Source organism: Dactylosporangium sp. NPDC006015 (assembly GCF_040614215.1).
In the GTDB taxonomy this organism is placed as follows: Bacteria; Actinomycetota; Actinomycetes; order Mycobacteriales; family Micromonosporaceae; genus Dactylosporangium; species Dactylosporangium maewongense.
On sequence record NZ_JBEXUD010000015.1, the window covers coordinates 160,280 to 184,790 of the forward strand.

At 72.7% G+C, this 24,511-nt stretch carries 19 protein-coding genes and 1 pseudogene; 6 read left to right on the plus strand and 14 right to left on the minus strand.

What is annotated here, in order from left to right:
- Positions 1–45: 45 nt before the first annotated feature.
- The 4 genes from ABZ321_RS26845 to ABZ321_RS26860 form a co-directional block, all read right to left on the minus strand.
- On the minus strand, positions 46–1,593 hold the full coding sequence (locus ABZ321_RS26845; protein ID WP_354895998.1) for a polysaccharide deacetylase family protein: 1,548 nt from the start codon (positions 1,591–1,593) through the stop codon (positions 46–48).
- A 69-nt stretch (positions 1,594–1,662) separates the two neighbouring features.
- Positions 1,663–3,267 carry a sigma-70 family RNA polymerase sigma factor gene (locus ABZ321_RS26850; protein ID WP_354896001.1) on the minus strand — a complete coding sequence of 535 codons (1,605 nt, stop codon included), beginning with the start codon at positions 3,265–3,267 and terminating at the stop codon, positions 1,663–1,665.
- 147 nt (positions 3,268–3,414) lie between these two features.
- Positions 3,415–4,017 carry an MBL fold metallo-hydrolase gene (locus tag ABZ321_RS26855; RefSeq protein ID WP_354896004.1) on the minus strand — a complete coding sequence of 201 codons (603 nt, stop codon included), beginning with the start codon at positions 4,015–4,017 and terminating at the stop codon, positions 3,415–3,417.
- A gap of 41 nt (positions 4,018–4,058) precedes the next feature.
- Positions 4,059–4,766 (minus strand): NAD(P)H-binding protein, encoded by a 708-nt coding sequence (locus ABZ321_RS26860; protein ID WP_354896007.1) that lies wholly within the window; start codon positions 4,764–4,766, stop codon positions 4,059–4,061.
- A 238-nt stretch (positions 4,767–5,004) separates the two neighbouring features.
- Here ABZ321_RS26860 and ABZ321_RS26865 point away from each other — a divergent pair, with 238 nt between their 5' ends.
- Entirely contained in the window at positions 5,005–5,979 is a 975-nt protein-coding gene (locus tag ABZ321_RS26865) for an aminoglycoside phosphotransferase (protein WP_344505627.1), read from the plus strand.
- A gap of 10 nt (positions 5,980–5,989) precedes the next feature.
- Positions 5,990–6,847, plus strand: coding sequence for a hypothetical protein (locus ABZ321_RS26870; RefSeq protein WP_354896011.1), 858 nt, complete (start codon positions 5,990–5,992; stop codon positions 6,845–6,847).
- Here the strand turns inward: ABZ321_RS26870 and ABZ321_RS26875 are convergent.
- From ABZ321_RS26875 to ABZ321_RS26915, 9 genes and pseudogenes are all read right to left on the minus strand, one after another.
- Positions 6,822–6,950 (minus strand): hypothetical protein, encoded by a 129-nt coding sequence (locus ABZ321_RS26875; protein ID WP_344505629.1) that lies wholly within the window; start codon positions 6,948–6,950, stop codon positions 6,822–6,824. The genes ABZ321_RS26870 and ABZ321_RS26875 overlap by 26 nt on opposite strands.
- A complete protein-coding gene (locus tag ABZ321_RS26880; protein WP_344505630.1) occupies positions 6,947–8,377 on the minus strand; it encodes an aminotransferase class V-fold PLP-dependent enzyme in 1,431 nt (476 codons plus the stop codon). Before ABZ321_RS26880 ends, ABZ321_RS26875 begins: the two co-directional genes overlap by 4 nt.
- Positions 8,377–8,997, minus strand: a complete 621-nt coding sequence (locus tag ABZ321_RS26885; RefSeq protein ID WP_354896014.1) for an XRE family transcriptional regulator — start codon at positions 8,995–8,997, stop codon at positions 8,377–8,379. Before ABZ321_RS26885 ends, ABZ321_RS26880 begins: the two co-directional genes overlap by 1 nt.
- Positions 8,998–9,155: 158 nt before the next feature.
- A pseudogene (locus tag ABZ321_RS26890) lies at positions 9,156–9,248 on the minus strand (transposase); the annotation flags it as partial.
- Positions 9,249–9,644: 396 nt separating this feature from the next.
- Complete coding sequence (locus tag ABZ321_RS26895; RefSeq protein ID WP_344505633.1) at positions 9,645–10,256, minus strand: hypothetical protein; 612 nt, start codon at positions 10,254–10,256, stop codon at positions 9,645–9,647.
- A 34-nt stretch (positions 10,257–10,290) separates the two neighbouring features.
- A complete protein-coding gene (locus ABZ321_RS26900; protein ID WP_354896016.1) occupies positions 10,291–11,523 on the minus strand; it encodes an MFS transporter in 1,233 nt (410 codons plus the stop codon).
- Between the two features lie 141 nt (positions 11,524–11,664).
- Positions 11,665–12,471 (minus strand): HEAT repeat domain-containing protein, encoded by an 807-nt coding sequence (locus tag ABZ321_RS26905; RefSeq protein ID WP_354896018.1) that lies wholly within the window; start codon positions 12,469–12,471, stop codon positions 11,665–11,667.
- A 21-nt stretch (positions 12,472–12,492) separates the two neighbouring features.
- Positions 12,493–13,155, minus strand: coding sequence for a response regulator transcription factor (locus tag ABZ321_RS26910; RefSeq protein WP_344505636.1), 663 nt, complete (start codon positions 13,153–13,155; stop codon positions 12,493–12,495).
- Between the two features lie 529 nt (positions 13,156–13,684).
- Positions 13,685–14,752 carry a sensor histidine kinase gene (locus tag ABZ321_RS26915; protein ID WP_354896021.1) on the minus strand — a complete coding sequence of 356 codons (1,068 nt, stop codon included), beginning with the start codon at positions 14,750–14,752 and terminating at the stop codon, positions 13,685–13,687.
- A 113-nt stretch (positions 14,753–14,865) separates the two neighbouring features.
- Here ABZ321_RS26915 and ABZ321_RS26920 point away from each other — a divergent pair, with 113 nt between their 5' ends.
- From ABZ321_RS26920 to ABZ321_RS26935, 4 genes are all read left to right on the plus strand, one after another.
- On the plus strand, positions 14,866–17,685 hold the full coding sequence (locus ABZ321_RS26920) for a PAS domain-containing methyl-accepting chemotaxis protein (protein ID WP_354896024.1): 2,820 nt from the start codon (positions 14,866–14,868) through the stop codon (positions 17,683–17,685).
- Entirely contained in the window at positions 17,682–19,193 is a 1,512-nt protein-coding gene (locus ABZ321_RS26925; RefSeq protein ID WP_354896027.1) for a chemotaxis protein CheW, read from the plus strand. The genes ABZ321_RS26920 and ABZ321_RS26925 overlap by 4 nt, the downstream gene beginning before the upstream one ends.
- Entirely contained in the window at positions 19,144–19,908 is a 765-nt protein-coding gene (locus ABZ321_RS26930; RefSeq protein WP_344505640.1) for an aminotransferase class IV, read from the plus strand. Before ABZ321_RS26925 ends, ABZ321_RS26930 begins: the two co-directional genes overlap by 50 nt.
- A 93-nt stretch (positions 19,909–20,001) precedes the next feature.
- Positions 20,002–22,002, plus strand: a complete 2,001-nt coding sequence (locus ABZ321_RS26935) for an MMPL family transporter (protein WP_354896030.1) — start codon at positions 20,002–20,004, stop codon at positions 22,000–22,002.
- A 179-nt stretch (positions 22,003–22,181) separates the two neighbouring features.
- On the opposite strand, the gene ABZ321_RS26940 is transcribed toward ABZ321_RS26935, so the two are convergent.
- Positions 22,182–24,371: a discoidin domain-containing protein gene (locus ABZ321_RS26940; protein ID WP_354896033.1), complete on the minus strand. Its 2,190-nt coding sequence runs from the start codon at positions 24,369–24,371 to the stop codon at positions 22,182–22,184.
- Positions 24,372–24,511 lie beyond the last annotated feature (140 nt).

Genomic DNA, 24,511 nt, shown 5'->3' on the forward strand with positions numbered 1-24,511 from the left:
CCCCGTGCCGGCGGCCGGGCGGTGGGGTCGGCAGTCGCCGCGCCCTCACAGGAGTGACGTCGCCGGCACGAAGGTGTAGCCCAGCTGCTGGATGCCGTCGACGAGCTCCGGCAGGTACTGCAGGCCGAGGAACGGGTGGTAGAAGAAGCTCGCCACGTTGTCGCGGACGACGAGCTGGCGGCGCGCGGAGGCGATCAGGTCCGCGGCGAGCCGCACGCCGTGCTGGTTGAACCGCTGGGTGGCGACGTTGCCGAGCGTCTCGGGGATGACCGGCGTCCCGTAGGCGTCCTGCACCGGGTACGGGAAGTACTGGCTGACCGACCGGTTGCCGGCCGGCGTACCGGACAGGACGCCAGAGAAGTACAGGACCTGCTCGTAGCGGGCCCGGATGCCCGGCGCCGAGGCGATCGCCCGGTAGTCGGCGGCGCTCGCCGTGTAGTGCGGGAACTCCCAGATGTCCGGCACCGGCAGGCCCGCTGCGGTCCACTCCTGGCGGGCCGCGGTGAGCCGGCCGAGCGCCCACTCCGGCGAGTCGTCCTGGACGGGGCCGTCCAGCTGGACCACGCCGGCGTCGTCGACGTGGGCGCGGTAGAACTCGTAGTCCTCGGCGCTGACACCGTACGGGTTGCGGACCCCGGCGAGGCCGTGCGTGTAGCCGTGCATGATGAGCGTGCCGCCGTGCTCGCTCATGTACCGCAGCGCGTCGACGACCGCGGGCGTGCCGCTCAGCGTCCGGTGTACGGGCACGCCGCCGGAGTACACGCCGGCCCAGTCGTCGTACACCGTGAACACCGCCACCGCGAACGGGATCTTGCGGGCCGACAGGAAGTCGGCGATGGCCCGCAGCTGCGCCGGGTCGGAGTGCGGGCCGACGTCCTCGATGCGCACCAGCGCCCGGTGCCGGTCCGGCGCCTGCGGGTCGAGCAGCCCGTACAGCAGGTCGGCGAGGACCAGGTACCGGTCGTCGAACGTCACGTAGGTCAGCGGTACTTCCGTCAGGTACGTGAGCGCGCCTACCCGTACCGCGTAAGGGGCTTCCGTACCGTCCGGCAGGACGGTGCCGGCGAGCGTCGTCGCCTTGGCGTCCGGTGCTACGCCGATGCGGACCATGGCGCCGGCGGCGGGGTTGCGGGTGAGCTCCGTCCCGCGGTACCGGACGGCCGACACGGCGGTCTCGTCGATGGTCGCCGAGTTGAGACCCGTGCCCCCGTACTTGCCGATGAGCTGCCAGATGTTCGCGCCCATCCACAGTACGGGCGCGCCGCCGGCGACGTCGGCGAGGAACGCGTCGGGCAGCGGCTCGTCGTACGTCGACCCGATGTAGATCGTCAGCCGGTGCCGTGCCGCGCTGCCCTTCGCGTACCTGGTGACCGGCGCCGCCTCCCACTTCCCGAAGTGGGACGCGAGGTTGCCGGCCTGGACGGCGTACAGCTCGCCGAGGTCACCGTAGGGCCCGGTGGTGTCGTACAGGACGAGCACACCGGACGGTGGCGGCCCTGACGGTGTCCCGGCCGGCGGCTTCGGCTCGGTGCCGCACCCGGCGAGCAGCACGCTCGACACGACGATCGCGACCACCGTGCCCCGCAAGCCCACCGTCCTGACGGTAGTGGCCTGCCCCGCGGCCCCGCGCCGATTCGCCCGGATCCCGGGAGATCGCGGGGCTCACGACAGCGGCGGGCGCACCCGGAACGCGCTGTCGGCGCGGAACGCGGCGCTGCCGTCCGCCTGGTCGACCCACAGCTCGTAACCCTGCCGGTGCACGAAGTGGCCGCGGTAGTTGGCGGACTCCAGGAACACCTCGCCGGCGTCGGTGACGGTCGCGCAGAACGTGGCGTCGCCGCGGAACACGAAGCTGCCCTCGTCGTGGCTCAGCCGGAGCCGCCACGACTGGTGGCGCAGGTACTGCCCGTTCGCCGACCGGAACGAGAAGCACGCCGCGTCGGACAGGCCGGGCACGGCTTCGAACGTCGCCGGGCCGGTCGCGGTGACGAGGGTGCCCAGCTGGTCGGTCGTGCCGAGGTACCGCCCGGGGACGGCGCCGGACTCCAGGGACACCGGTCCGAGGCGCAGCGCGGCGGGCGGCGCGGATTCCGGCGGGGGTGTCCGGGACGGCGCGGCCACCGCCGGGGGCGGGGTGTCGGCACGGCCGGGCCAGGCCACCGTGGCGACGGCGGCGCCGGCCAGGACCGTCAAGGCGGCCGCGACCTTCGCGACCGGGACGCCCGGCAGCCACCCGGCCGCGGCGGGCGTCCCGGCCACGACGGCGGGCGGCATGGCGCCAACCGCACCTGGGCCGAGAAGGGCGCCCGTACCTACGGCAGGAGCGGCGCCCGTACCCGTGCCGGAAGCGGCGCCCGTACCCGCACCCGGGGCGGCACCCGGGGTGGCGGCAGGAATGGCGATGTCGCCCGTACCCGGCGGTACGGGCGAACAGGCGGCGGACGTGGCGGTCGACGCGGTGGTGGGCAGGCCGTGGGCGGCGAGCGCGGCGGCGAGGGTCACCGGCACGGGCAGCAGCGCGAGCCCGGTCAGCAGCCGCTCGGTGTCCACAAGGTCCTCGGCGGCGCCCGCGCACGTGGCGCAGGACCGGGTGTGCCGGCCGATCCGCTTGCGCCACAACGGGCCAGGGATGCCGTCCCAGTCGGCGACGACGGTGCTCAGCCAGGGGCACCGCGGCCGGGCGTCGAGCGCGGCGACCAGCGCGCGGGCCTGCTCCAGACGCCGGCGCAGGCGCTGCACCCGCACCGCGGCGTGCGCGACGCTCACACCGATCGCGGCGGCGAGCTCGGCGCGGCTCAGCTCCTCGCCGACCTCCAGCCACCAGAGCGACCACAGCAGCCGGTCGTCGGGGTCGAGCCACGCCACCGCCTGCCCTGCCTGCCGGCGCTGCGCCGCCAGGTCCAGCCGCAGCACGGTGAGGTCCTCGAAGTCCCCGGCGTCGGGCGCGCCGGCGACGTCGTCCAGCGCCGCCCGCCGCCCGGCGGCGACCCGGTCCCCGTGCAGGAACGTGGCGGCCTGCCGCACGGCGATCGCCGCGATCCACGCCCGGAAGCTCTCCGGCTCCCGCACCGACGGCAGCTGCCGCAGCGCCCGCACCATCGTGTCCTGCACGACGTCGTCCACGGCGGCCGGATGCCCGGCGAGCGCCCGCCGCACGATCGAGTACACCAGCGGCAGATGGCCGGCGACGAGCCCGTCGAGCGCCCGGTCGTCACCGCCCTGAGCCGCGACGACCAGCGCCGCCCTCCTCCTGCCCGCCCTGCCCATCAGCCTCACCGATGCCCGTCCAGTCAGGCGACCAGCATGCCAGCGCCACCCCGCCCACGCCACGGCAGCACACCACAGCCGCACGCCGCGGCCCTTGCCCGCCCGGTGCCGCCGGGTCGCCGGGGCGCCGGGGCGCCGGGCCCGGACTCAGGCGAGGTCCGCCGAGGCGCCGAGAGGAATGCGGGCGTACGCGGTGCCCGCGGTCTCGTCGAGCCACTCGTCGAACTGGGACTGGCCGATCTCGCTGAGGTTCACGTCGTGGATCGGGAACGCGCGGGCCGGGCGGACCTCACGGGCGAACGTGATGACCTCGCCGAGCTTGACCCACGGCCCGGACGCGGGCACGAGCAGGGTGTCGACCGGCTCGGTGGGCACGAACAGCGAGTCGCCGGGGTGGTAGACGCCGTCGACGATGTACCCGACGTTGGCGCAGCCGGGCAGCCCGTCGATGATCTCGGCGTGCCGGCCGCCGACGACGCGGACGGCGAAGCCCGCCGCGGTGAACGAGTCGCCGACCTCCACGGGGACCGCCCCGAGCGACGGTGCGAGCGCCGGATGGGTGTAGACGGTGACGTCCGGGTGGGCGGCGAGGGCGGCCGCGTCCACATGGTCGGCGTGCTCGTGCGTGACGAGCACGGCCGTCGCGCCGGACAGGCACGCCGGATCGGAGTAGACGCCGGGGTCGATCACCAGGACCTGGTCGCCGGACTCGAGGCGGACGCAGGCGTGGCCGTACTTGGTGAGCCGCATCAGCGCAATCTACCGACGCGCGCCGGCCTGGCCGTGGCGGGTCAGCGCCTGGCCGCCGCCTCGCGGCGGATCCACCGCAGGAGCCCGGGGTTCGACTCGGTGGTGACGACGCTGACCGCGGTGCGCAGGAACCGGTCGTCGTCGAGCAGCGCGAGCATGCTCGCGGCCAGGTCCTCGCGGGCGGTGTACATGCCGTCGGCGAACCCCTCGACCATCGTGTACGCCGTGGGCGCCGGCAGGTGGAACAGGCCGCTGGGCCGCACGGCCGTCCAGTCGACGTCGCCGGCGCGCAGCAGCTCCTCCATCCGCCGCATGTCGTCGTACAGCGTCCTGCCGAGGACCCGCGTCACGTACGGCAGCATGACCCGGTTGAACAGGAACCCGCCGCCGGAGTACGGGCGCGGGTCGACGCCGGCGGAGGTGACCACGACCACGCGCCGCACCCCGTGCCGCCGCATCGCGGCGACGATGTTTGCCGCGCCGCGCGAGTACACGCTGACCGGCTGCTTCCCGGCCCGTACCCCCAGCGCCGACAGCACCGCGTCCCGGCCCGCGACGGCGGCGTCGACGGCCCGCTCGTCGAGGACGTCGGCGGCGATCACGTCGAGCCGCTCGTGCCGCAGCGGGAACTCGTCGGGCCGCCGCACGACCGCGGCGACGTGATGCCCCGCGGTGAGCGCCTGCCCGACCAGTACCCGCCCGGTCGCCCCGTTGGCGCCGAATACCGCCAGGCGCCTCGACACCCGCATGATGACCCTCCGCTCGCTCGGTCTACGACACCCGAGACGAGACGGCCCGCCAGCCTGTGACACAAGGCTTCACGCGGGCGGCGGCAACCGCAGGTGCTGACGGGTCGTCCCGGCGTGGGTGCGCAGCATCCGCAGCGCGGCCGCGTGGTCCTGTACGGCTACCGCCCCGGTGTCATCGAGTTGCCGGCCCGTGGGGCGGTCGGGCACGATTGCGGGTCGGCGGGGACGGACGGGGGTCGTGATGCGGGAGTTTCTGCGGGTGGAGGATCTGCGTGGCCTGGTGGCGGCGCAGTTCGGGTCCGATCGGCGCCTGGTGGCGCTGGACCGGGTGACCGGCGGGTCCAAGAAGGGCGTGTACCGGCTCCGGCTCGACGACGGCCTCGCCGTGATCCTGTACGTCTGGGCCGCCGGCGAGAACTACTGGCCGCCGTCGCCGTCGGCCGTGCCGGACGACCCGTTCACCGACGCGTCGGGCGCCGAGCTGTTCGCCGCCGCGCACGCGGCGCTCACCGGCGCCGGGGTCAGGGTGCCGCACCTGCTCGTGCTCGACCGGTCCTGCGACCACCTGGACGCGGACCTGGCCCTCATCGAAGACGTCGGCGAGGTGCGCCTCGAGACGCTGCTGCGGGACGACCGGGCGGCCGCCGCGGCGCCGCTGGAAGCCCTCGGCGACGCCCTGCGCCGCATGCACACGACGACGTCCTCCTGGTACGGGCGGCTGCTCGGCCCGACCGGATCCGGGCAGCGACCGGCCGAGGACGTCATCGTCGACCGGGCCCTGGCACACCTCGACGCCGCCACGGCGCTCGACGGGCGGCTCTCCTCGCACCGGGACCGGATCGCGGCCCACGTGCGGGCGCTGCGCGGCGCGGTGACGGCGCGGCAGTCGTACACGCTGATCCACGGCGAACTCGGGCCAGACCACGTCTTCGTCACTCCCGCGGGCGAGCCCGTCGTCATCGACATCGAGGGACTCACGTTCTTCGACGTCGAGTGGGAGCACGCGTTCCTGCGGCTGCGCTTCGGCGACGACTACCCCGCGCTGCGCCCCGTCGAGCTCGACCCGCGGCGGTTGCGCCTGTACGAGTACGCGCAGACCCTCTCGCTCGTGGAAGGCCCGCTGCGGATCGCCGCCACCGACTTCCCGGGCCGGGACTTCATGCTGGACCTCGCCGAACGCAACATCGTCAAGGCCCTCGCCGCCGTCCAGTAGCGTCGCCCGCATGGACGACTGCCTGCGGCTGGCGCTGCTGGAATGCGACTACACGTCGCCCGTGCGCAGGTCGCTGTCGCGGCAGAACGTCCAGGACCGGCAGGCCCGCCACGGGGAGCTGCTGCGGGCACCGGTCGCCGGGAGCGTCGGCGAGGCCCGCTGGACCGAACACGCCCTGCTGCGCAGCGCCGTCCCCGCCGGCGCCGACCCGGTGATCCGCGGCCTGGACGGCATCGCCGCCTTCCCGGACCTGCGGGTGCTGCACCTGCCCGCGTCGGCCGTCCCCGACCTCACGCCGCTCACGGAGCTGCCCTCGCTGGCCCTGCTCAGCGTCGGCGTCACCCCGGCCACCGACCTGCGGCCGCTGCTGGACTGCCCGCGCCTCACCCGCGTCGACGTGCCGGCGTCCGCCGCTCAGCATGATGTGCTGGTCGCGCTGGCCGCGCGCGGCGTCCACGTCGACCAGCTGCTGCCCGCCCGCGACGCGGCGCCGCTCGGCAACCCGATCCTCAAGCTCGCCGTCCTCGACCTCCTCGGGGTGCCGCTGTCCCTGCCCGAGCCGTTCGACGAGTACAACCTGGACGACGCCAACCTGACCCGCGTCCTCGCGATCGAGCTCACCCAGCAGCAGCTGGACTCCGTCGAGCGGCTGCACTGGGCCGGCGGCGGCTACGACATCCAGCACGCCGTCTGGCCCCAGTGGGACGGCGAGACCGGCGAGTTCGACCTGCGCTCGCTGCGGGGCATCGAGTCCCTGCGCAACCTCAAGCAGCTGCAGGTGACCCCGCTGTCGCTCCTCCCGCCCGCCGACCTCGCCGCCCTGCGCGCCACCGGCGTCACCGTCACCGAGCTGTACGGCGGGCACTGACGTCCTTCCGCCCACATGCCTGGGCGAGCCGTTCGAGCCGGCGGGCGTGATCGAAGTGGAACACCACACCGCCGAGGTCGACGACGAGGTAGCCGGTGCTCATGGGTGGATCTCCGCGGTTGCGGTGGTCGCCGCGCCGCGGATCTCGTCGAGCAGCAGGACGAGGTCGTCTTCGGTGGTCGCCGGGTTGAGCAGGCAGGCGCGAAGGGCCTCGGCCCCGGCCAGCCGGGTGCCTGTCAGGAAGGCGCGCCCGCGGTGCTGGACAATCGCGGGGATCCGGCGGTTGAGGTCGTCCAGCCGGTCGTCCCGGTCGACGGGGTGGCACCTGAACGCGACGATCGAGGTGCTGACGGGGGCGAGCAACTCGAAGTCGGGGGCGGCCTCGATCATCGCGGCCAGGGTGTGCGCGAGCCGGACCGTCGTGCCGACCAGCCGGATGATGCCGTCCCTGCCGAGGTGCGACATGGTGGCCCAGGTCCGCAGCGCCCGGAACGGGCGGGTCTGCTCGGGGCCGTACTCGGAGAACCATCCGAGCCCGTCCTCGTGATCGTCGCGCAGGTAGGCGGGTATGAGGCTGAACGTGGCCCGGGCCAACGCCGGATCACGCCAGAGCACGCACCCGCAGCCGACCGGCACACCGAGCCACTTGTGCGGGTCCAGGACGAGCGAGTCGGCCCGCGCCATACCCGCGTAGCCGGCGGACGCGGCGCCGGAGGCGAGCGCACCGAGCGCCCCGTACGCGCCGTCGACATGGAACCACAGCCCGTGGGCGGCGGCGACGTCCGCGATCTCGTCCAACGCGTCGACGGCGCCGGTGTTGACGGTGCCGGCGCTCGCCGCCACGCAGAACGGTCGTAGCCCCGCCCGCACGTCACGGGTCACCAAGGCCCGCAACGCGTCGACGTCCATGCGGAACCCGCCGTCCACGGGCACCACCCGCACGTGACGGCTGCCCAGGCCCAGCAGTTCGGCCGCCTTCCGCAGACAGCTGTGCCCCTCCGCGGACACGTACAGGACCATCGGCGGGAGACCGTAGAGCCCTTCCTCACGGACGTCGGCGCCGTCCCGGCCGACGGCGCGCTGACGGGCGGCGGCCAGCGCGACCACGGTCGCCATCGAAGCGCCGCTGGTCAGCAACCCGCCGCCCGGACGGTGCGGGAAACCGACCAGCTCGGCAAGCCACCTCAGCACGGTGTGCTCCAGCAGCACGCCGGCATGGTCGCCGCCGGCGCAGCTCGGGTTCAGGGCGGCGGCGATGGGTGCGACCAGCACGCCGGCCGCGGACGGTGCGGAGTTCACCCAGCCGAAGAACCGGGGATGACCGTTGCCCATCGGGTACGGCAGCACACGGGTGCGGATGTCGTGGACCAGATCGGTCAACGGCCGGCCCGCTGCAGGCAGATCCTGACGCATCAGCCAGCTGCGGTCGGCCTCCGTCACCGGTTGCCAGACCGGCCGGTCACGGACACCACCCAGATGATCGGCCGTGACGTCGGCGGCGAGCCGGCCCGCACGCCTCAGCTCATCCATCACCGCTCCCTGTCCGGCCAGGCCGCGTGCGGCCCGGCCGTCCCGAGATCCATCACCAGGTAGTAGACGCACTCGACGTCCCCGCTGTTGGCGAACGCGTGCCGGCAGTCGCCGGGGTAGTAGACCGAATCACCCGCCTCCAGCGTCGCTGCCTGACCGTCGATCGTGAGCGTGAGACGGCCCGACTCGACCGCCACGTATTCGCGCGAGCCCGGACGGTGCGGCGAGAACTCCCCGGCATCGACACCGGGTCCCAGCACCGTGCGCATGAACTCGAACTCGACGCCGGGCAGCACCGGCGAAAGGATGCGCCGCTCCCACCCCGCGGGGTCGCGGACCACCCGTTGTTGTCCGTTGCGCAGCAGCACGAATGCGTTGCCGGCAGGCTCATCCAGCAGGCGGGAGATCGACGTGCCCAACGCCGTCGCAAGCCTGTCCAGGACCAGGACGGTCGGCGTTTTCGTGCCTCGCTCCACATCCGACACCATGCTGCGGCTCACGCCGCTCAGCTCGGCCAGCTGCTCCAGCGCGAGCCCTTGCGCGCGCCGCCGAGCCCGTATCCGCAACCCCAGCTCAGTCATCGACAACCCGCTGGAGAGGAAGCCCGCACCACCTGCCACGAATCCACTATAGCGGAGGTTTATCCACTATCAAGGAACGCGACTCGACGACCGTGCGACCGGCCGTCGCACCCCGCGGCGGGCTGGGGGTGCCGGCCCACCGCGGCGCGCAGTTCGGCGCGGAGCCGGTCGGTCAGGGTGATGGTGGACAGGTCGTCCGACCAGCGGGCCAGGAATCCCACCACGGTCCGCCAGGGCGGGAAGTCCGCAGGCAGCGCTCGCCAATTCACGCCGTTGTCGACCAGGTAGAGATCGCGTCGATGATCGCGCGGCGGTGATGACGTTCCGGCTGGCCGGGCTGCGGCAAGCCGATGCCGGCAGCAGCGGCTCCAGGACCGCCCACTGCGCGTCGGTGGTACCGGTCGGACACCTCCTCGCGCGAGTGGCACAGCCGCACGGACACGACCCGCCGGGACGTGGCTTCCCGCCCCGGCGCAGGGCAGAGTGCAATGACATCGCGGGCCCTCGAGGGCAGTTGGTGCAGGAACCCTGCCCCTATCAAGTGCCCGCGTTTGTTCCCCATCGCCACGCTGTCACCCGGCCACCACAACCCACCGCCAAGGTTCAGACACAGGCTCCCGGCCACGGCAGCCAGGCGTCGCCGCTGGTCGTGGTGGCTGGTCACGTCCGTCAGGGTGCGGCACCGGTCAGTCGACGGCGTCGATCAACCTGACCCGCTCGTGGAGGCCGCGGCGCAGACTGACGGCGCGCTGGAGGGACAGCGGGGGTAAGCGGAGCTTGTGGCCGCGCCAGTGGACGAGATCGAGGTGGGCGGCGGCGGCCGGGCCGAAGTCGGTCGGGGCGGGCTGGTCGGCGGCGGGGCCGACTCCACCGACCCACTCCACCCGGGCGCCGAGCATCGCTCTGCCCCACCAGTCGCAGAACCAGTCGGCCGGGGCGACGGGCTCGATCAAGCCGTCCAGCAGCAGGTCGCCGACGCGGCGGGCGTCGGCGGCGGAGACGACCAGGTCGAGGTCGCCCGGGGTGAGCGGGAGGCCGCGGACGGCGAGGGCGGCGCTGCCGGTGAGCCACCAGTCGACGCCCGCGGCATCCAGGCGGCGGCAGACCTCGTCGAGTGCCGTGTCCCACGGGACCGGATCGAGGCCGGCGGACTGGCGCAGCATCAGGACGACCAGGCGGGCGAAGTTTTCCCAGGCGCGGTCCAGGTGCGGGGTGTCCGCCGGGAACCGCTTCAGCCAGTGGCCGTCCTCGCGGGTGAAGCCCGCCTTGCGCACCGCGGGGACTAGGGTGTCGGCCACCTGCGTGAGCCGGAACTCCGAATGTGAACCTGTGTCATGCCGGACCGCCACCGCTTCCATGCCGTCGATACCACCACACGGGTATGACAAAAACGCCGAGGGCGATCGTCGCGGCCGCACAGGCCAGCAGGGTGGGGCGGGCGCCGAGCAGGGCGACGAGCGGGCCGCCGAGCATCGTGCCGAGCGGGACCGCGAGCACGAGGACGGCGCCGTTGGCGGCGAGAACCTGCGGCAGGTCGGCGGCGGGCGTGGTGCGTTGGAAGAGCGCCATCGACGTCGCCATGTACGGTGCCCAGATCGCGCCGGCGAGCGCGAAGCTGCCGATCGCCACCGGGGTCGGCACGTCGAGGCCGAGCGGCAGCATCGCGGTGCCGAAGGCGAGGACGATGCCGATCGTGGTCGGCCACAGTGACAGCCGCCGCAGGTATCCGGTGACGAGGCCGCCGAGCAGCGCCCCGGCGCCGAACGCGGTGTAGTAGCCGCCCAGGAGTGTCGCCGAGCCGTGCAGGTCGGTGGCGACGTGGACCGGCATGGCGACGTAGAACGGGCCGAACAGGAAGAAGAACGCGAACGACAGGGCGAGCAGGCCGAGCAGCGTGCGGTCGCGCCGCAGGGCCGCGAACCCGGCCCTGGACGACGAGCCGTCCGCCGCGGGAGCGCCCGGCGGCACCGCCAGGCGGTAGGTCAGCGCGAGCACCGCGAAGCTGGCCGCGTCGATCGCGATGACGGTCGCCGGGCTGGTCCAGCCGATGAGCAGCCCGGCGAGCGGCGGCCCGGCGATGGTGGCGCCGTTGGCGATCGTGGTGAGCACGGCGTTCGCCGGCAGGTGGTGTACTGGCGGCAGCAGCTCCGCGATGAGCGTGTAGTGCCCGGCGGATCCCCACGCCGCCAGCAGCGACGAGACGGCGAGCAGCGCCACGTACAGCGGCAGGTGCAGCGCGCCGAGCGCGGCGGCGAGCGCGATCGCGCCGAGGGCGGCCGCCCGCAGGATGGCGTTCCACCCGGCGAGCTGGGCGCCGCCGCGGTGCCGCAGGAACCGCCCGAAGAGGACCCCGCCGGCGGCGCTCGGCAGCGAATACGCGGCCACCGCCACCGCCACCCAGGTGCCGCGGTGCTCCTGCGGGGCGAGCCGCAACGCGAGCCACGTGACGGCGACGAGGGACATGCCGTCGCCGAGCGCGGAGACGACGAGTCCGGGCAGGATCCGGCCGAGCTTCGGATGGCTGACGACGGGCCAGTACGGCGACGAACGGACTCCGATGCTCATCCGCCCACTCGACCGCGCCCGCAGCCATCGATCAAGAGTGGTTCACCGGTGGCGGAATCCGCCCACAGCCGAACCGCGGCCGACGCGGCCCACAGCGGAGCCGGCGGCCGACGGCGGGCCACAGCGGAACCGGTGGTGGAATCAGCCCGCGGCCGAGTCGGCGGAGCCGGTCGCGCGCGCCGCCACGGCGGCCTGGATGCGCCGCAGGGTGCGCAGGGCCTTCTTCGCCGCGACGTCGACGCGGCCGTCGAAGACCGTGGCGGCGTGGTCGGTCGCCATGAGCCGCTCGAGGATCGGAGCCGCGAACGAGTCGCCGGTGGAGCCCAGCGCGACCGCCGCCCAGTACCGCACGTTGGGGTCGGCGCTGGTGGCGGCCTCGGCCAGGCGGGGCAGCACGGCAGGGGTGAAGCGGGCGAGGTTGCTGGCGATGTAGCCGATCCGGGGGAAGCGCCGGTGCTCCAGCTCGTGCCACAGCGCCTCGAGCGCCTCGGGCCCGCCGATGTCGGCGAGGGCGTCGGCGGCGTACTGGCGGGGATGCTCCTGCGGGTCGCGCAGCAGCGGCGCGAGCGCGGGGACCACGGACGCGTCGCCGAGCCGGCCCAGCGCGCGGACGGCCTGCTCGCGGATGTTCCAGTCCCGGTCGTCCAGCAGGTCCAGCAGGGTCGGCACCGCCTCGGTGAAGCCTCCGGCCGCGCAGCCCATGGCCGCCCACGCCTGGCAGTTGTAGCGGGTGTCGGCGAGCGCCGCGAGCAGCGGTTCGCGCAGCGACGCGTCGACGAAGGCGTCCGCGCGGTTCAGGGCTCTGGTGTACAGCGACCGGTGATGATCCTGGTAGTCGCGCACGACGGCGCGGACCGTCTCCGCCGCGGCGGGGTCGACGGGTGCCCGGTCGAGCAGCTCGTACAGCAGCTCCTCGCGGTCTTCCAGGGTGCCGGAACGCAGATCCACCGACCACACGCTACACACGTCTCACAGCGGGGCTGCGGGGCGGACCAGCCCGGACTCGTATGCGACGACGACCGCCTGCACACGGTCGCGGAGGCCGAGCTTGGACAGGAGGCTCGAGACGTGGGTCTTGACGGTGTGCTCGGTGACGAACAGCTCCGCGGCGATCTCGGCGTTGGACAGGCCGCGGGCGACCTGGCGCAGCGTGTCCAGCTCGCGCGGGGTGAGGGCGGCGAGCGGGGCGAGCGTCGCGACGACGGGTGCCCGCTGGCGCAGGACGTCGGCGATGAGGCGGCGCGTGACGGTCGGCGCGAGCAGCGACTCCCCCGCGGCGACGGTCCGCACGGCGGCGACCAGCTCCGTGCGGTGCATGTCCTTGAGCAGGAAGCCGGAGGCGCCGGCACGCAGCGCGTCGTAGACGTACTCGTCGAGGTCGAACGTGGTGAGGACGAGCACGCGCGTCGCCGGTGAACAGGCGCTGATCTCCCGGGTGGCGCCGATGCCGTCGAGGTTGGGCATGCGCACGTCCATGAGGACGACGTGGGGGTGGTGCGCGCGGGCGGCGGCCACGGCCTCGACGCCGTCGGCGGCCTCCGCGACGACGGTGATGTCGGGCTGGGAGGACAGGATCATGCACAGGCCGTCACGCACGAGGGCCTGATCGTCGGCGACCACGACATTGAGCACAGCCGTCAACCTACCCGCGCCGGACTCGACCGGGCAGCGGCCACGACACCCGGCGGGCAGCACGGCCATCGCAGCGCCCCGGCGGCCGATCCGGGCAGGTCATCGCCGTCTGTGCCGGCAACGCCACCGGACGCGACGGCACCCGGCCGCCAGGACGGCGACACGCACACGCCGTCGCACACGGGCCCGCCGGCCGGCACGCAGCGCACGCCGCTCAACCGGTCCGCCCCGGCACGCCCCGACCCGGACAGGCCACCGCCTCGAGACCCCGCGGCGCCGACGCGACCGGCAGCGGCCCCGACGCTCGGCTGGCAGAACCTCCGACGGCGCACAGCAGGGCGGCCGGCCGCCCTGCCCGGCACGGTAGAGGTGGATCGCGGAGCGGTCCCGGCCCACCGGCACGCAGGCCGCCGCTCGTCCAGGTCATGGCTGGTGGCCCCGCGGGCCTCCACGACCCCGCGCGACGACTTCCCGGGCCGGCCCGAGACCCCTCCGTCCGGGATCGAGGCCGCCGGGGAGCGCACGCGGGTCAACCGGCCACGGCCGGCAGCAGCGCGGACACCTCGAAGCCCGGGCCCGGATCGGCGGGCCCGGTCCGCAGGGTGCCGCCGGCCGCCGCGACCCGCTCCGCCATCCCGGACAGGCCGTGGCCGCCGGGTTTGGGGGTGCCGCCGCGGCCGTCGTCACGGATCCGGACGCGTAAGGACGGGCCTTCCGCGGCCAGCTCCACGGCGACATGACGCGCACCGGCGTGCTTGACCGCGTTGGTGAGGGCCTCCTGCACGACCCGGAACGCGGTCGCGCCGACCTCGGCCGGTACAGGCGGGACGGCGTCGCGGGTGAGGGTGACGTCGAGGCCGGTCCGGCGGGCGCGCTCGACCAGCGACGGGACGGCGTCGAGGCCGGGCGTCTCGGGGCGCTCGTCGCGCAGGACGCCGAGGGCGTGGCGCAGCTGCACGAGCGCCTCGCGGCCGGTGTCGGCGATCGCGTCGAAGGCCGCCTCGGCGCGCACCGCGTCGGTGCGCACGACCGATGCGCCGCCCTCGGCCTGCACGACCATCAGGCCGACGGAGTGGGCGAGGACGTCGTGCATGTCGCGGGCGATCCGCGCCCGCTCGGCGGTGGCCGCGCCGGCCTGCTCCTCGGTGAGGCGCAGCGTGCGCTCCTCCAGGAACGCGATCCGGTCGCGGCGGGCCCGCATGCCGGTGCCGAGCGCATAGGCGGCAACGAACATCATCCCGACATAGGCGAAGGACGGCGGGCTCTCCTGCGGCACGACGAGGGACACGGTGACCCCGATGGCGGTGCCGGCGGCGGCGAACAGCCGCCATCCGGGCGTGGCGAGCTCGGCCCACGTGTAGGTGGCCACGAGCTGGCCATAGGGCTGGTCGAACAGGTGGTCGGTGACCGAGAGCCAGGTGGTGCCGACGCCACAGGCGAGCGCGACGAGGATCGGGGCCTGCCGGCGCCACAGCAGCGGCACGGACGCGACCAGGGCCAGCGCGACGTCCAGGGTCGTGCCCCACAGCACCGCCGGATACACGCTGGCGGCGGTGACCGCGACGGTGATCAGGATGTCCACGGCCCGGATGCGCATGGCAGCCATTGTCATCGGCGCCCGGTCTGGGCGCCTCAGTCGTAAGAATGGTTCCTCTCAAGGCGGGTGGGCGGCGGCCGAAGATCAGGTCGAAGCGCACCCGAGGAGCAACCGTGCCGGAACCGATCAGCCTCGTGAACGACAGCCACACGCCGGCGCTCTCGGAGGCATCACTGAGCCTGCTGGTGCAGGAACGCATGATCGTGGTGCTGAACGCGAAGAACGGCACGGTCGTGTCCGTGAACGACCGGGTGCTGGAGACGACCGACCTGCCGCCGGCGGACCTGGCCGGCAAGCGGCTGGAGGAGGTCTGGCACCTGCAGTCGCAGATCATGGACCAGCTCCTGGACAGCGCGCGGGCGGGGCGGTTCCTGGAGCAGGTGACGTCGATCGTCGACAGCGGCGGGCGGCAGCGGTGGCTGCGGTTCAACAGCGGGCCGGTGCGCGGCGCGGGCAGGGAGCCGGACGCGATCCTGCTCACCGCGTACGACATCACCGACGACCGGCGCGTCCTGGCGGAGCTGCGCGGGCGCTACACGGCGGTCGACCGGGCGCAGGCGGTGGTCGAGTTCGACCTCAACGGCGAGGTCATCGGCGCCAACGAGAACTTCCTGAACCTGACCGGCTACTCGCTCGGTGACGTGGTCGGCAGGCACCACCGGATGTTCGTCGACGAGGCGTTCGCCAACAGCGCCGAGTACGGCAAGTTCTGGGAGCGGCTGGTCCGCGGGGAGTCGGAGAGCGGGGAGTTCAAGCGGGTCGGGCGCGGCGGCCGGGAGGTGTGGCTGCGGGCGAGCTACAACCCGATCCTCGACCTGGAGGGCCGCCCGTACAAGATCATCAAGTACGCGATGGACGTGACCGACCAGAAGCTGCGTACGGTCGAGTTCGAGGGCAAGGTCGCCGCGGTCGACCGGGCGCAGGCGGTCATCGAGTTCGAGCTCGACGGCACGATCCGGCAGGTCAACAAGCACTTCCTCGACGCCACCGGCTACACCGCCGACGAGCTGATCGGGCAGCACCACAAGATGCTGGTCCCCGAGGACGAGGCCCGTGGCACCGGCTACCGAAACTTCTGGCAGAAGCTCGCCAAGGGCCGCTACGAGGCCGGCGAGTACCGGCGGATCGGCAAGAACGGCCGGGAGGTGTGGCTGCAGGCGTCCTACAACCCGATCCTCGACCTGGAGGGCCGCCCGTACAAGATCGTCAAGTACGCCACCGACATCACCGCATCGAAGCACCGCAACGCCGAGTACGAGGGCAAGGTCACCGCGATCGACCGGGCGCAGGCGGTCATCGAGTTCGACCTCGACGGCACGATCGTCGATGCGAACCGCAACTTCCTGCACCTCACCGGCTACACCAACGTCGACGAGGTGCGCGGCAGGCACCACCGGATGTTCGTCGACCCGGCGCAGGTCGGCGGCGACGAGTACCGGGCGTTCTGGGAGGCCCTCTCGCGCGGCGAGTTCCAGACCGGCGAGTACAAGCGGATCGGCAAGGGCGGCAAGGAGGTGTGGCTGCAGGCGACGTACAACCCGATCTTCGACCTGGAGGGCCACCCTTACAAGATCGTCAAGTACGCCACCGACGTCACCGCGCAGAAGTCGCGCAACGCCGAGTTCGAGGGCAAGGTGGCGGCGCTGAACCGGGCCCAGGCGGTCATCGAGTTCGACCCCAAGGGCATCGTCCTGGACGCCAACCGCAACTTCCTGGACCTGTTCGGCTACACCATCGACGACCTGCGCGGCAAGCATCACCGGATCTTCGTCGAGCCCGCGGAGGCGGCCTCGGAGCAGTACGAGGAGTTCTGGGGGCGGCTGCGGCGCGGCGAGTACGACACCGGCGAGTACAAGCGGATCGCCAAGGACGGCCGGGAGATCTGGATCCAGGCGTCCTACAACCCGATCCTCGACCTCGACGGCCAGCCGTACAAGATCGTGAAGTTCGCGGCGGACGTGACGGAGTCGCGGCTGCGCAACGCCGAGTTCGAGGGCAAGGTCACCGCGATGGACCGGGCGCAGGCGGTCGCCGAGTTCGACCTCGAGGGCAACATCCTGACCGCCAACGACAACTTCCTGCGCACCATGGGCTACACGCTGCGCGAGATCGTGACGCAGCACCACAGCATGTTCTGCACCCAGGACTACATCACCTCGCCCGAGTACCGGGACTTCTGGCTGCGGCTGAGCCGCGGCGAGTTCCTCGCGGGCCGGTTCCACCGGGTCGGCAAGTACGGCCGCGACGTGTACCTGCAGGCCACGTACAACCCGATCTTCAACCTCAAGGGCGAGCCGGTGAAGGTCGTCAAGTACGCGCAGGACATCACCGAGCAGATCACCCTGGAGCACCGGCTCACCACGAAGACCAGGGAGATGAGCGGCGCCATCGACGACCTGTCGACGTCGATCGCGCAGATCGTCGGCAACGCCGGCCACGCCAGCGAGCTGGCCGGGCAGACCCAGTCCAACGCGCAGCGCGGCTTCGAGGAACTGCGCAAGTCGATCGACGCCATCGATCTGATGGAGCGCTCCTCCGACCAGATCGCGGCGATCGTGCAGGTCATCGGCGAGATCGCGTCGCAGACGAACCTGCTGGCGTTCAACGCCTCGATCGAGGCGGCCCGCGCCGGCGAGCACGGCGTCGGGTTCTCCGTCGTCGCCGGTGAGGTGCGCAAGCTGGCCGAGCGGTCCTCGGAGTCGGCGCGGGAGATCAGCCGGCTCATCGTGGAGTCGGCGACCCGGATCAACCAGGGCGCGCAGGTGGCGCACCGGGCCCAGGACGCGTTCGAGGAGATCCTGCGCAGCGTCGGCAAGACCTCCGAGTCGATCCACCAGATCGTCACGTCGACCCGCCACCAGCAGGAGACGTCGAAGACCGTGAACACCCTGATCGGCGACCTGATCGGCGCCGCGCCCACCGAACAGTCATGACCGGGACCCTCTACGGGGTGTTCACCGTCGCCGACGTGCAGGTGGCGCTGCCGCTGTCGGAGCTGCGCGAGGTGATCCCGTGCCCCGCCGCGTTCGACCCGCTGCTCGCCGTCGCGCCCGGCCTCGTCGGCGCCGTCAACCTGCGTCACCAGGTGATCCCGGTGCTGGACCTGCGGCTGTTGCTGGGCCGCCGGGAGGCCACCGGCGCCGAGGTCGTCGTGGTCGTCACCTACGACGGGTCGGTGTTCGGCCTGCTCGCCAACGTGGTCCGCGGCGTCGTCCTCATCGAGGACGACGCGCACCTGGACATCAGCGTCAACGCCGACCTGCCGCTGTTCAGCCGCACGTTCGAGCGGCCCGACGACAGCGCCGTCGTCAGCGTCCTGGACTGCGCCGCGGTGAAGCACACCCCGGGCATGGTCCTCGCCGCCGACACCGGCGGGCCGAGCGGCGCGGTCGCCCAGGCGCAGCAGGCGGCGGCGGGGATCTCCGCCGGCGGCCGGCGCATGATGATGCTGCTGCGCTGCGGCGAGATCGGCCTGGCCGTCGACGTGTCGCACATCCACTCGGTGGTGCCGGAGCTGGTGCTCAAGTCCTCGCCGCTGGACGGCCCCACGATCCACGGCGTCGTCCAGCTCGGCGACCGGTTCGTGCCGACGGTCGACACCCTCGCCGTGCTGGGCCTCGGCGCGCTCACCCCGGTCGACGTCAAGCGCGGCGTGTCGCTGTCGTTCGAGCGGGGGCTGCTCGCGTTCGCCGTCACGGAGGTCGTCAGCATCATCGCCGTGCCGGACGCCGACGTGCTCCCGATGCCCGGGTTCGGCCTGCCCGCCGCGGGCCACGCCATCGGGATCCTGCCCGGCCAGGAGGGCGGCTCCTACCTGGTGCTCGACGGCGCGGCGCTGCGGGCGGACGAGGACCTCGGCACGATCGCCGCGCTCGGCACCCCCGTCGGTGGCGCGCCGCCCGTGACCCGCGTCGCCGAGCGCCCCGAGGCGGCCGACCCGCGCTTCGACGGCCGCGCGATCGAGACCAGCGTGCGGAAGTTCCTCACGTACGACGCCGGCGTCGAGCTCGCCACGCCGCTGACCCAGATCAGCGAGATCGTGCCGTACCCCACCGACGTCATCCCCTTCGTCGGCGGCGGCCCGCTGCGCGGCGTCTTCACCCACCAGCGGGCGTCGGTGCCGCTGTTCTGCCTGACCGGCCTGCTCGGCGGGCACCTCGAGGTCGACGAGGCGACCGCCCGCGTGCTGCTCGTCGAGGCCGGCGACGCCCGCGCCGGCTTCATCGTGCCGCAGCTGCGCGCCATCGAGGAGTCCGCGTGGGAGGAGCGCCGGACCGGCACCGACCCCGGCGCGCCCGTCAGCCTCGCCGGCAGCCCGCTGGTGAAGATCGACGGCCGGATGCTGCCCCGCATCGATCTGGAGCAGGTCCTGCGGACTATGGTGGGCGATCATGGACGGTCTGATCCGGCTGGAGATCGACGGGCACTCGCCAACGCCTGAGGAGCTGTACTTCCCGGCGCTGGTGAACTACGGGCACCTGACCGCGCTGCAGGTCCGCTCCGGCCGCGTGCAGGGCCTCGGCCTGCACCTGAGCCGCCTCGCGTCGGCGTCGCTCGCCCTGTTCGACACCGCCCTGGAGCCGGAGCACGCCCGCTCGCTGCTGCGCCACGCCGTCCGCGACACCCCGGACGCCGCCGTGCGGGTCAACGTCTATCAACCGAGCCCGGGCGGCCCGCTGTCGGTGCTCGTCGCCGTCCGCCCGCCCGCCTACCCGTCACCCACGCCGCTGCGGCTGATGTCCGTGCCGTACCAGCGCCCGGTCGCGCACATCAAGCACCTCGGCGGCTTCGGCCAGATCTACTGGGGCAGGGCCGCGGTCGAGCACGGCTTCGACGATGCGCTGCTCACCACCCCTGAGGGCGAGATCACCGAGGCGGCGGTCCACAACATCGCGTTCTTCGACGGCACGCACGTCGTCTGGCCGGACGCCCCCGCCCTGCCGGGCATCACGATGCAGCTCCTCGAACCGCTCCTGCCCTCCCGCCGCGCCACCGTCACCCTCGAGGACCTGCCGCTCTACACCGCCGCGTTCGTCACCAACTCCATCGGCGTCGCCGCCGTCTCAGCCGTCGACGAGCACGTCTTCGCCGTCGACGAGGCCCTCATGGCCGGCGTACGGCAGACGCTGCAGGACGTCCCCTGGGACGAGCTCTGACGCCGCCTCACTCCTGAGAGGGAGGGCGAAGACCGCTCCCCACGGCGAGGTGCCGGCACGGTCGCCGCGACCAATATCGTCGGCATGTTCCGGATGTTGACAGCGCTGGCGTTGCGCCGGCCCGTGATGGTCATCGTGTTCTGGGTGGCGGTCGTCGCCGTGGGGTTCGGCGTCGGCGGCGGGGTGTTCATGAAGCTGACCGCGCAGGTCGCGACCGTGCCCGGGTCGGAGACCGAGCGGGCCCTGAAGCTGCGGGACGAGGCCGCCGGGCCGCAGCCGGCGCAGCTGACGGTGGTGGCGACCGGTGGGGTGGACCTGACGGCGGCGCTCGCCGACGTGCAGGGGTTCGACGGGGTCAGCCAGGTCGGTGCGCCGCTGCCGGCCACCGACGGTCAGGCGACGCTGCTGCAGGTGACGGTCAAGGACGCCGTCGTAGCGCAGAAGGTCGCGGACCGGCTGCGGTCGGCGGACGTGACCGTCACCGGCGGGATGCTCACCGACGCGGAGTTCGGCGGGCAGGCCCAGTCCGACGTGCAGCGGGCCGAGCTCTACACGATGCCGGTCGTGCTGGTGCTGCTCGTGGTGGTGTTCGGCGGGCTGCTCGCCGGGGCGATGCCGCTGCTGGTCGCGCTCGCCGGGATCGGCGGCACGTTCGGGCTGCTCTACGCGCTCAGCTTCGGCACCGACATCTCCGTCTACGCGATCCAGGTCGCCACGATGCTCAGCGTCGGTCTCGCCGTCGACTACGGGCTGCTGCTGATCAGCCGGTTCCGGACCGAGCGCGCGAACACCGGCGACGTCAAGGAGGCGCTCGCCGCGGCCGTGGACAAGGCGGGCCGCACGATCGCGGTCACCGGCCTGACGGTCGCCGCCAGCCTGCTGGGGCTCGCCGTGTTCCCCGACGCGTTCCTGCGGTCGATGGGTCTCGCCGGTACGGGCGTCGTGCTGGTCAACATGGTCGCGGTGCTCACGCTGCTGCCGGCGGTGCTGGCGCTCGTCGGCCGGCGGGTCAAGCCCGCGAAGCCCCGAGCGGGCGACGGCGTCTTCGGCAGGATCGCGGTCGCCGTGCAGCGCCGGCCGCTGCTGACCACCGTGGTGACCGCGGCCGGGCTGCTCGCCCTGGCCGTCCCGGCCCTGGACATGCGCCTGGGCAACAGCGACGCGCGGGCGCTGCCGGCCTCGACGCAGACCCGACAACAGCACGACCAGCTGGCCGCGCACTTCCCCGAGCTCGTCGGGCCGGGCGACATCGTCGCCGTGGTCCGCGCCTCCGCCACCGACCCGGCGACAGTGCAGTTCGCCGAGCGCGTCCGGGCGGTCCCGGGCGTGACGAAGGTCGAGGTCGAACCCCTGTCGGCGACGGTCGCTCTGGTACGGGCCGCGCCCGCCCACCGCCCCGAGACCCCGGAGGGCCGGGCGACGGTGAACGCGGTGCGGGACGTGCCGGCGCCGTTCGAGGTGCTCGTGACCGGCGCCGCGGCCCAGCTCGTCGACTACCGGGGGATGCTGGCCGACTACGGCCCGATCGCCGCGCTGGTGGTGGTCGCGGCGACGATCGCGCTGCTGGCCGCGTTCACCCGGTCGGTCCTGCTGCCGGTGAAGGCGGTCGTCACCAGCGTCCTGAGCATCGGCGCGGCGCTGGGCGTGGTGACGCTGGTGTTCCAGGAGCGCGGCGACCTCGGCATGATCGACCTGACCGTGCCGGTCCTGGTGGCGGCGATCGCGTTCGGCCTGTCGGTCGACTACGAGGTGTTCCTGCTCGCCCGCATCCGCGAGCACCGGCTCACCGGCGCGGACTCCCGCCGGTCGGTGGCGGTCGGGCTGCAGGAGACCGGCCGGATCGTCACGTCGGCGGCGCTGCTGCTCGTGGTGGTGTTCGCCGGGTTCCTGGTCGGCGGGTTCGCCCCGATCCGGGAGATCGGCCTGGGCCTGGTCGTGGCGATCGTGCTGGACGCGACCGTGGTCCGGATGCTGCTGGTCCCGGCGACGATGACCCTGCTCGGGAAGGCCGCCTGGTGGCCCGGCCGGGTCCCGCCCGCGGTCACCGCCGTCCAGGAGGACGTCCGTACACCGGCGGCGGCAGCGACAAGGTAGGCCTGACCCGACTTGAATGGGCCCGCCCGGCGCTCCCATGCCGGACGGGCCCTGTCTGCGCGGTCATGAGGAACCTGCCCGGGCCGGTGGCGGCCGACCCGGGCAAGCCTGCTGAGAGCGCTCTCACAGTGTTGTACGTCGATGGAGCGGAAATGTCAAACGGTGTTAACAGAAATCGGTCACGGGAAGCTGACCAGGTACACGGGGACCGTGTTCTGCCCCTGCGCCGGGCCGCCGGTGGTGTTGATGACGTGGGCGATCGTGCCCTTGCCGCCGAGTGAGACCGTGAGCAGGTCGTGGAACTTCACGCCGGCGGTGACCGGGGTCTCGAAGCCGTGCTCGGCGACGATCGTGGACTCCACGTTGAAGTTGCAGTAGCTGCCCATCCCCCACGCCTCGTGGGTCGTCACACTGTTCGCCACCTTGTACGCGGCGTAGCCGCGCGCCCCGGTCCGCCAGGCGGACTGGCTCGGCGGGTCGTACGGCATCTCGTTCTGGAAGAAGATCGTCCGGCCGCCCTGGCCGTTCCAGACCACCTCGTCCTTCTGGTAGTGCTCGACGAACAGGCCGTAGGCGGAGACGTCGTCGCCGTTGACGATCAGCCCGGTGTCGGCGGTGTTGACGGTCCAGCCCACACCGGCGCCGTGGTCGGCGCGCCAGGCCCAGATGTGGTCGATGATCGTGTTGTCGGAGTTGACCACCAGGCTGTTGGTCGCCTTGCCGGGGCCGGCGCCGCCGATGCGGAAGAACACGTCCTGCACGGTGGTCGGGTTGGTGGCGTGGCTCGCGCCCGAGCCGGCCGGGCCGATCGTGAGCAGCGTGTCGGAGTTGGCCGTGCCGGCGTCGAAGAGCACCCCGGCGATCTTCACCCCGTCGACGTCGGCGACGGTCATCGCGTTGACGCCGTTGTCCGGGATGAGCGTCGGGTACCCCTCACCCAGGATGACCGTGTTGGGGTTGGTCACGTTGAGCGTCTGGTTCAGGTGGTAGATGCCCGGGGTGAAGAACAGGTGCCGGCCGCAGGCGAGGGCCGCGTTGATCGACGCGGCGGTCGCGCCGGGCTGCACGACGTAGAAGCTGCTCAGCGGGATCGACGTGCCCGGCGTCGAGCCGCCCGACCAGGTGGTGCCGGCCGCGTTGGTGCGCAGGTTCGGCACGAACACGTTGTAGGCGCCGCCCGACTGGTACAGGTAGGGCTTCTCACGGATCACCGGGGTGGTGGGCAGGACGGTGTAGGGCGGGCTCGGGAAGCTGTTCGCCGGGGCGCCCTGCACGCCGGAGAACACCATGTTCCACACGCCGTTGACCCAGCCGCCGATCGAGCTGTCGCGGGTGTACCACTGCTGCTGCGAATACGGCCCGACGCTGCCGTCGATCTTGCTGTCGGCGATGTAGCCGCCGCTGGCCCAGCCGTAGCCGTTGGGGGCCAGGTTGAGCTTGCCGCGGATGTGCACCCGCCGCATCGGCGCGGCCTGCGCCACCGCCCACCGGTCACCGTTGTTGGCGTTGCTCGGCACGATCGACAGGTTCTCGATCGAGCGCCAGAAGTTCTGCGTCGCGTTGCCGCCGAACCAGCCCGCGTCCACCGTCACGTCGCCGTTGATGACGACGTCGTCCGGGTCGCGACCCAGGCCGATCACGGAGGTGTAGAAGCCCGTGTTGACGTTGATGCCACTGTACGTGCCGGGCTGGAACGCCAGCACGTAGCGCTGCGCACCGAACTGGTTGGACTCCTGCGCCGTGAAGACCTCGTTGACGCGGGCCTGGATGGTGCTCGCCGGCATCGACGGGTCGAACACGATGAAGTTCGGCGGCAGGGTCGGGTTCGCCGGCTGCGTCGGGCAGACCGGCGGCTCGACCGGCGTGCCGCTGTAGACCGCGAGCTCCTTGATGGAGTAGCCGTAGTTGTTGGCCCGCTGCGTGCCGTACACGCGCAGGTAGCGGCCACTGCCACTGACGGTGAGCGTCTGCGTGCCGCCGGTGCTGGTGGTGGTCGAGTAGATCGAGGTCCAGCTGCCGGCCGCGCCGGTCGGCGACACCTCGACGCTGAACGCCCTGGCGTAGGACGTCTGCCAGGTGATGACGACCTGGCAGACGTCGGTGACCGCACCGAGGTCGACCTGCAACCACTGCGGGTCACTGAAGGCGCTGGACCACCGGGTCGCGGTGTTGCCGTCGACGGCCTTGTTGGGGGTCAGGTTGCCGTTCTCGTTGGACGAGGAGGTGGCGGGCTTGTTGAGCGCGACGTTGGTCGTGCCGCAGGCGGCGTGCGCCGCGCCCGCGGTGGCACCGATGACGGCGACCGTGCCGCCGAGCATGAGCACCGCACTGAGCAGGGCTTTCGCCGCCCTGCTGGGGGCATGGGGCATTGATGCATCTCCCTCGGTTGGCGGGGTGGGGACATGTGCCTCGGACGGTAGTGACGCCCCGACGGCGACGGCAATCGTTTGCCATCCATTTGCCAAAATCGATCTTCGCCGGTCACGTTGAGTCAGAAACCTGACGAACC

Coding starts and splice junctions, on each gene's coding strand:
- ABZ321_RS26900 (WP_354896016.1), bottom strand. CDS start 11,523: ATGAGCATCGGAGTCCGTTCGTCGCCGTACTGGCCCGTCGTCAGCCAT.
- ABZ321_RS26935 (WP_354896030.1), top strand. CDS start 20,002: ATGTTGACAGCGCTGGCGTTGCGCCGGCCCGTGATGGTCATCGTGTTC.
- ABZ321_RS26940 (WP_354896033.1), bottom strand. CDS start 24,371: ATGCCCCATGCCCCCAGCAGGGCGGCGAAAGCCCTGCTCAGTGCGGTG.
- ABZ321_RS26855 (WP_354896004.1), bottom strand. CDS start 4,017: ATGCGGCTCACCAAGTACGGCCACGCCTGCGTCCGCCTCGAGTCCGGC.
- ABZ321_RS26925 (WP_354896027.1), top strand. CDS start 17,682: ATGACCGGGACCCTCTACGGGGTGTTCACCGTCGCCGACGTGCAGGTG.
- ABZ321_RS26870 (WP_354896011.1), top strand. CDS start 5,990: ATGGACGACTGCCTGCGGCTGGCGCTGCTGGAATGCGACTACACGTCG.
- ABZ321_RS26880 (WP_344505630.1), bottom strand. CDS start 8,377: ATGGATGAGCTGAGGCGTGCGGGCCGGCTCGCCGCCGACGTCACGGCC.
- ABZ321_RS26930 (WP_344505640.1), top strand. CDS start 19,144: ATGGACGGTCTGATCCGGCTGGAGATCGACGGGCACTCGCCAACGCCT.
- ABZ321_RS26850 (WP_354896001.1), bottom strand. CDS start 3,267: ATGGGCAGGGCGGGCAGGAGGAGGGCGGCGCTGGTCGTCGCGGCTCAG.
- ABZ321_RS26860 (WP_354896007.1), bottom strand. CDS start 4,766: ATGCGGGTGTCGAGGCGCCTGGCGGTATTCGGCGCCAACGGGGCGACC.
- ABZ321_RS26875 (WP_344505629.1), bottom strand. CDS start 6,950: ATGAGCACCGGCTACCTCGTCGTCGACCTCGGCGGTGTGGTGTTCCAC.
- ABZ321_RS26915 (WP_354896021.1), bottom strand. CDS start 14,752: ATGCGCATCCGGGCCGTGGACATCCTGATCACCGTCGCGGTCACCGCC.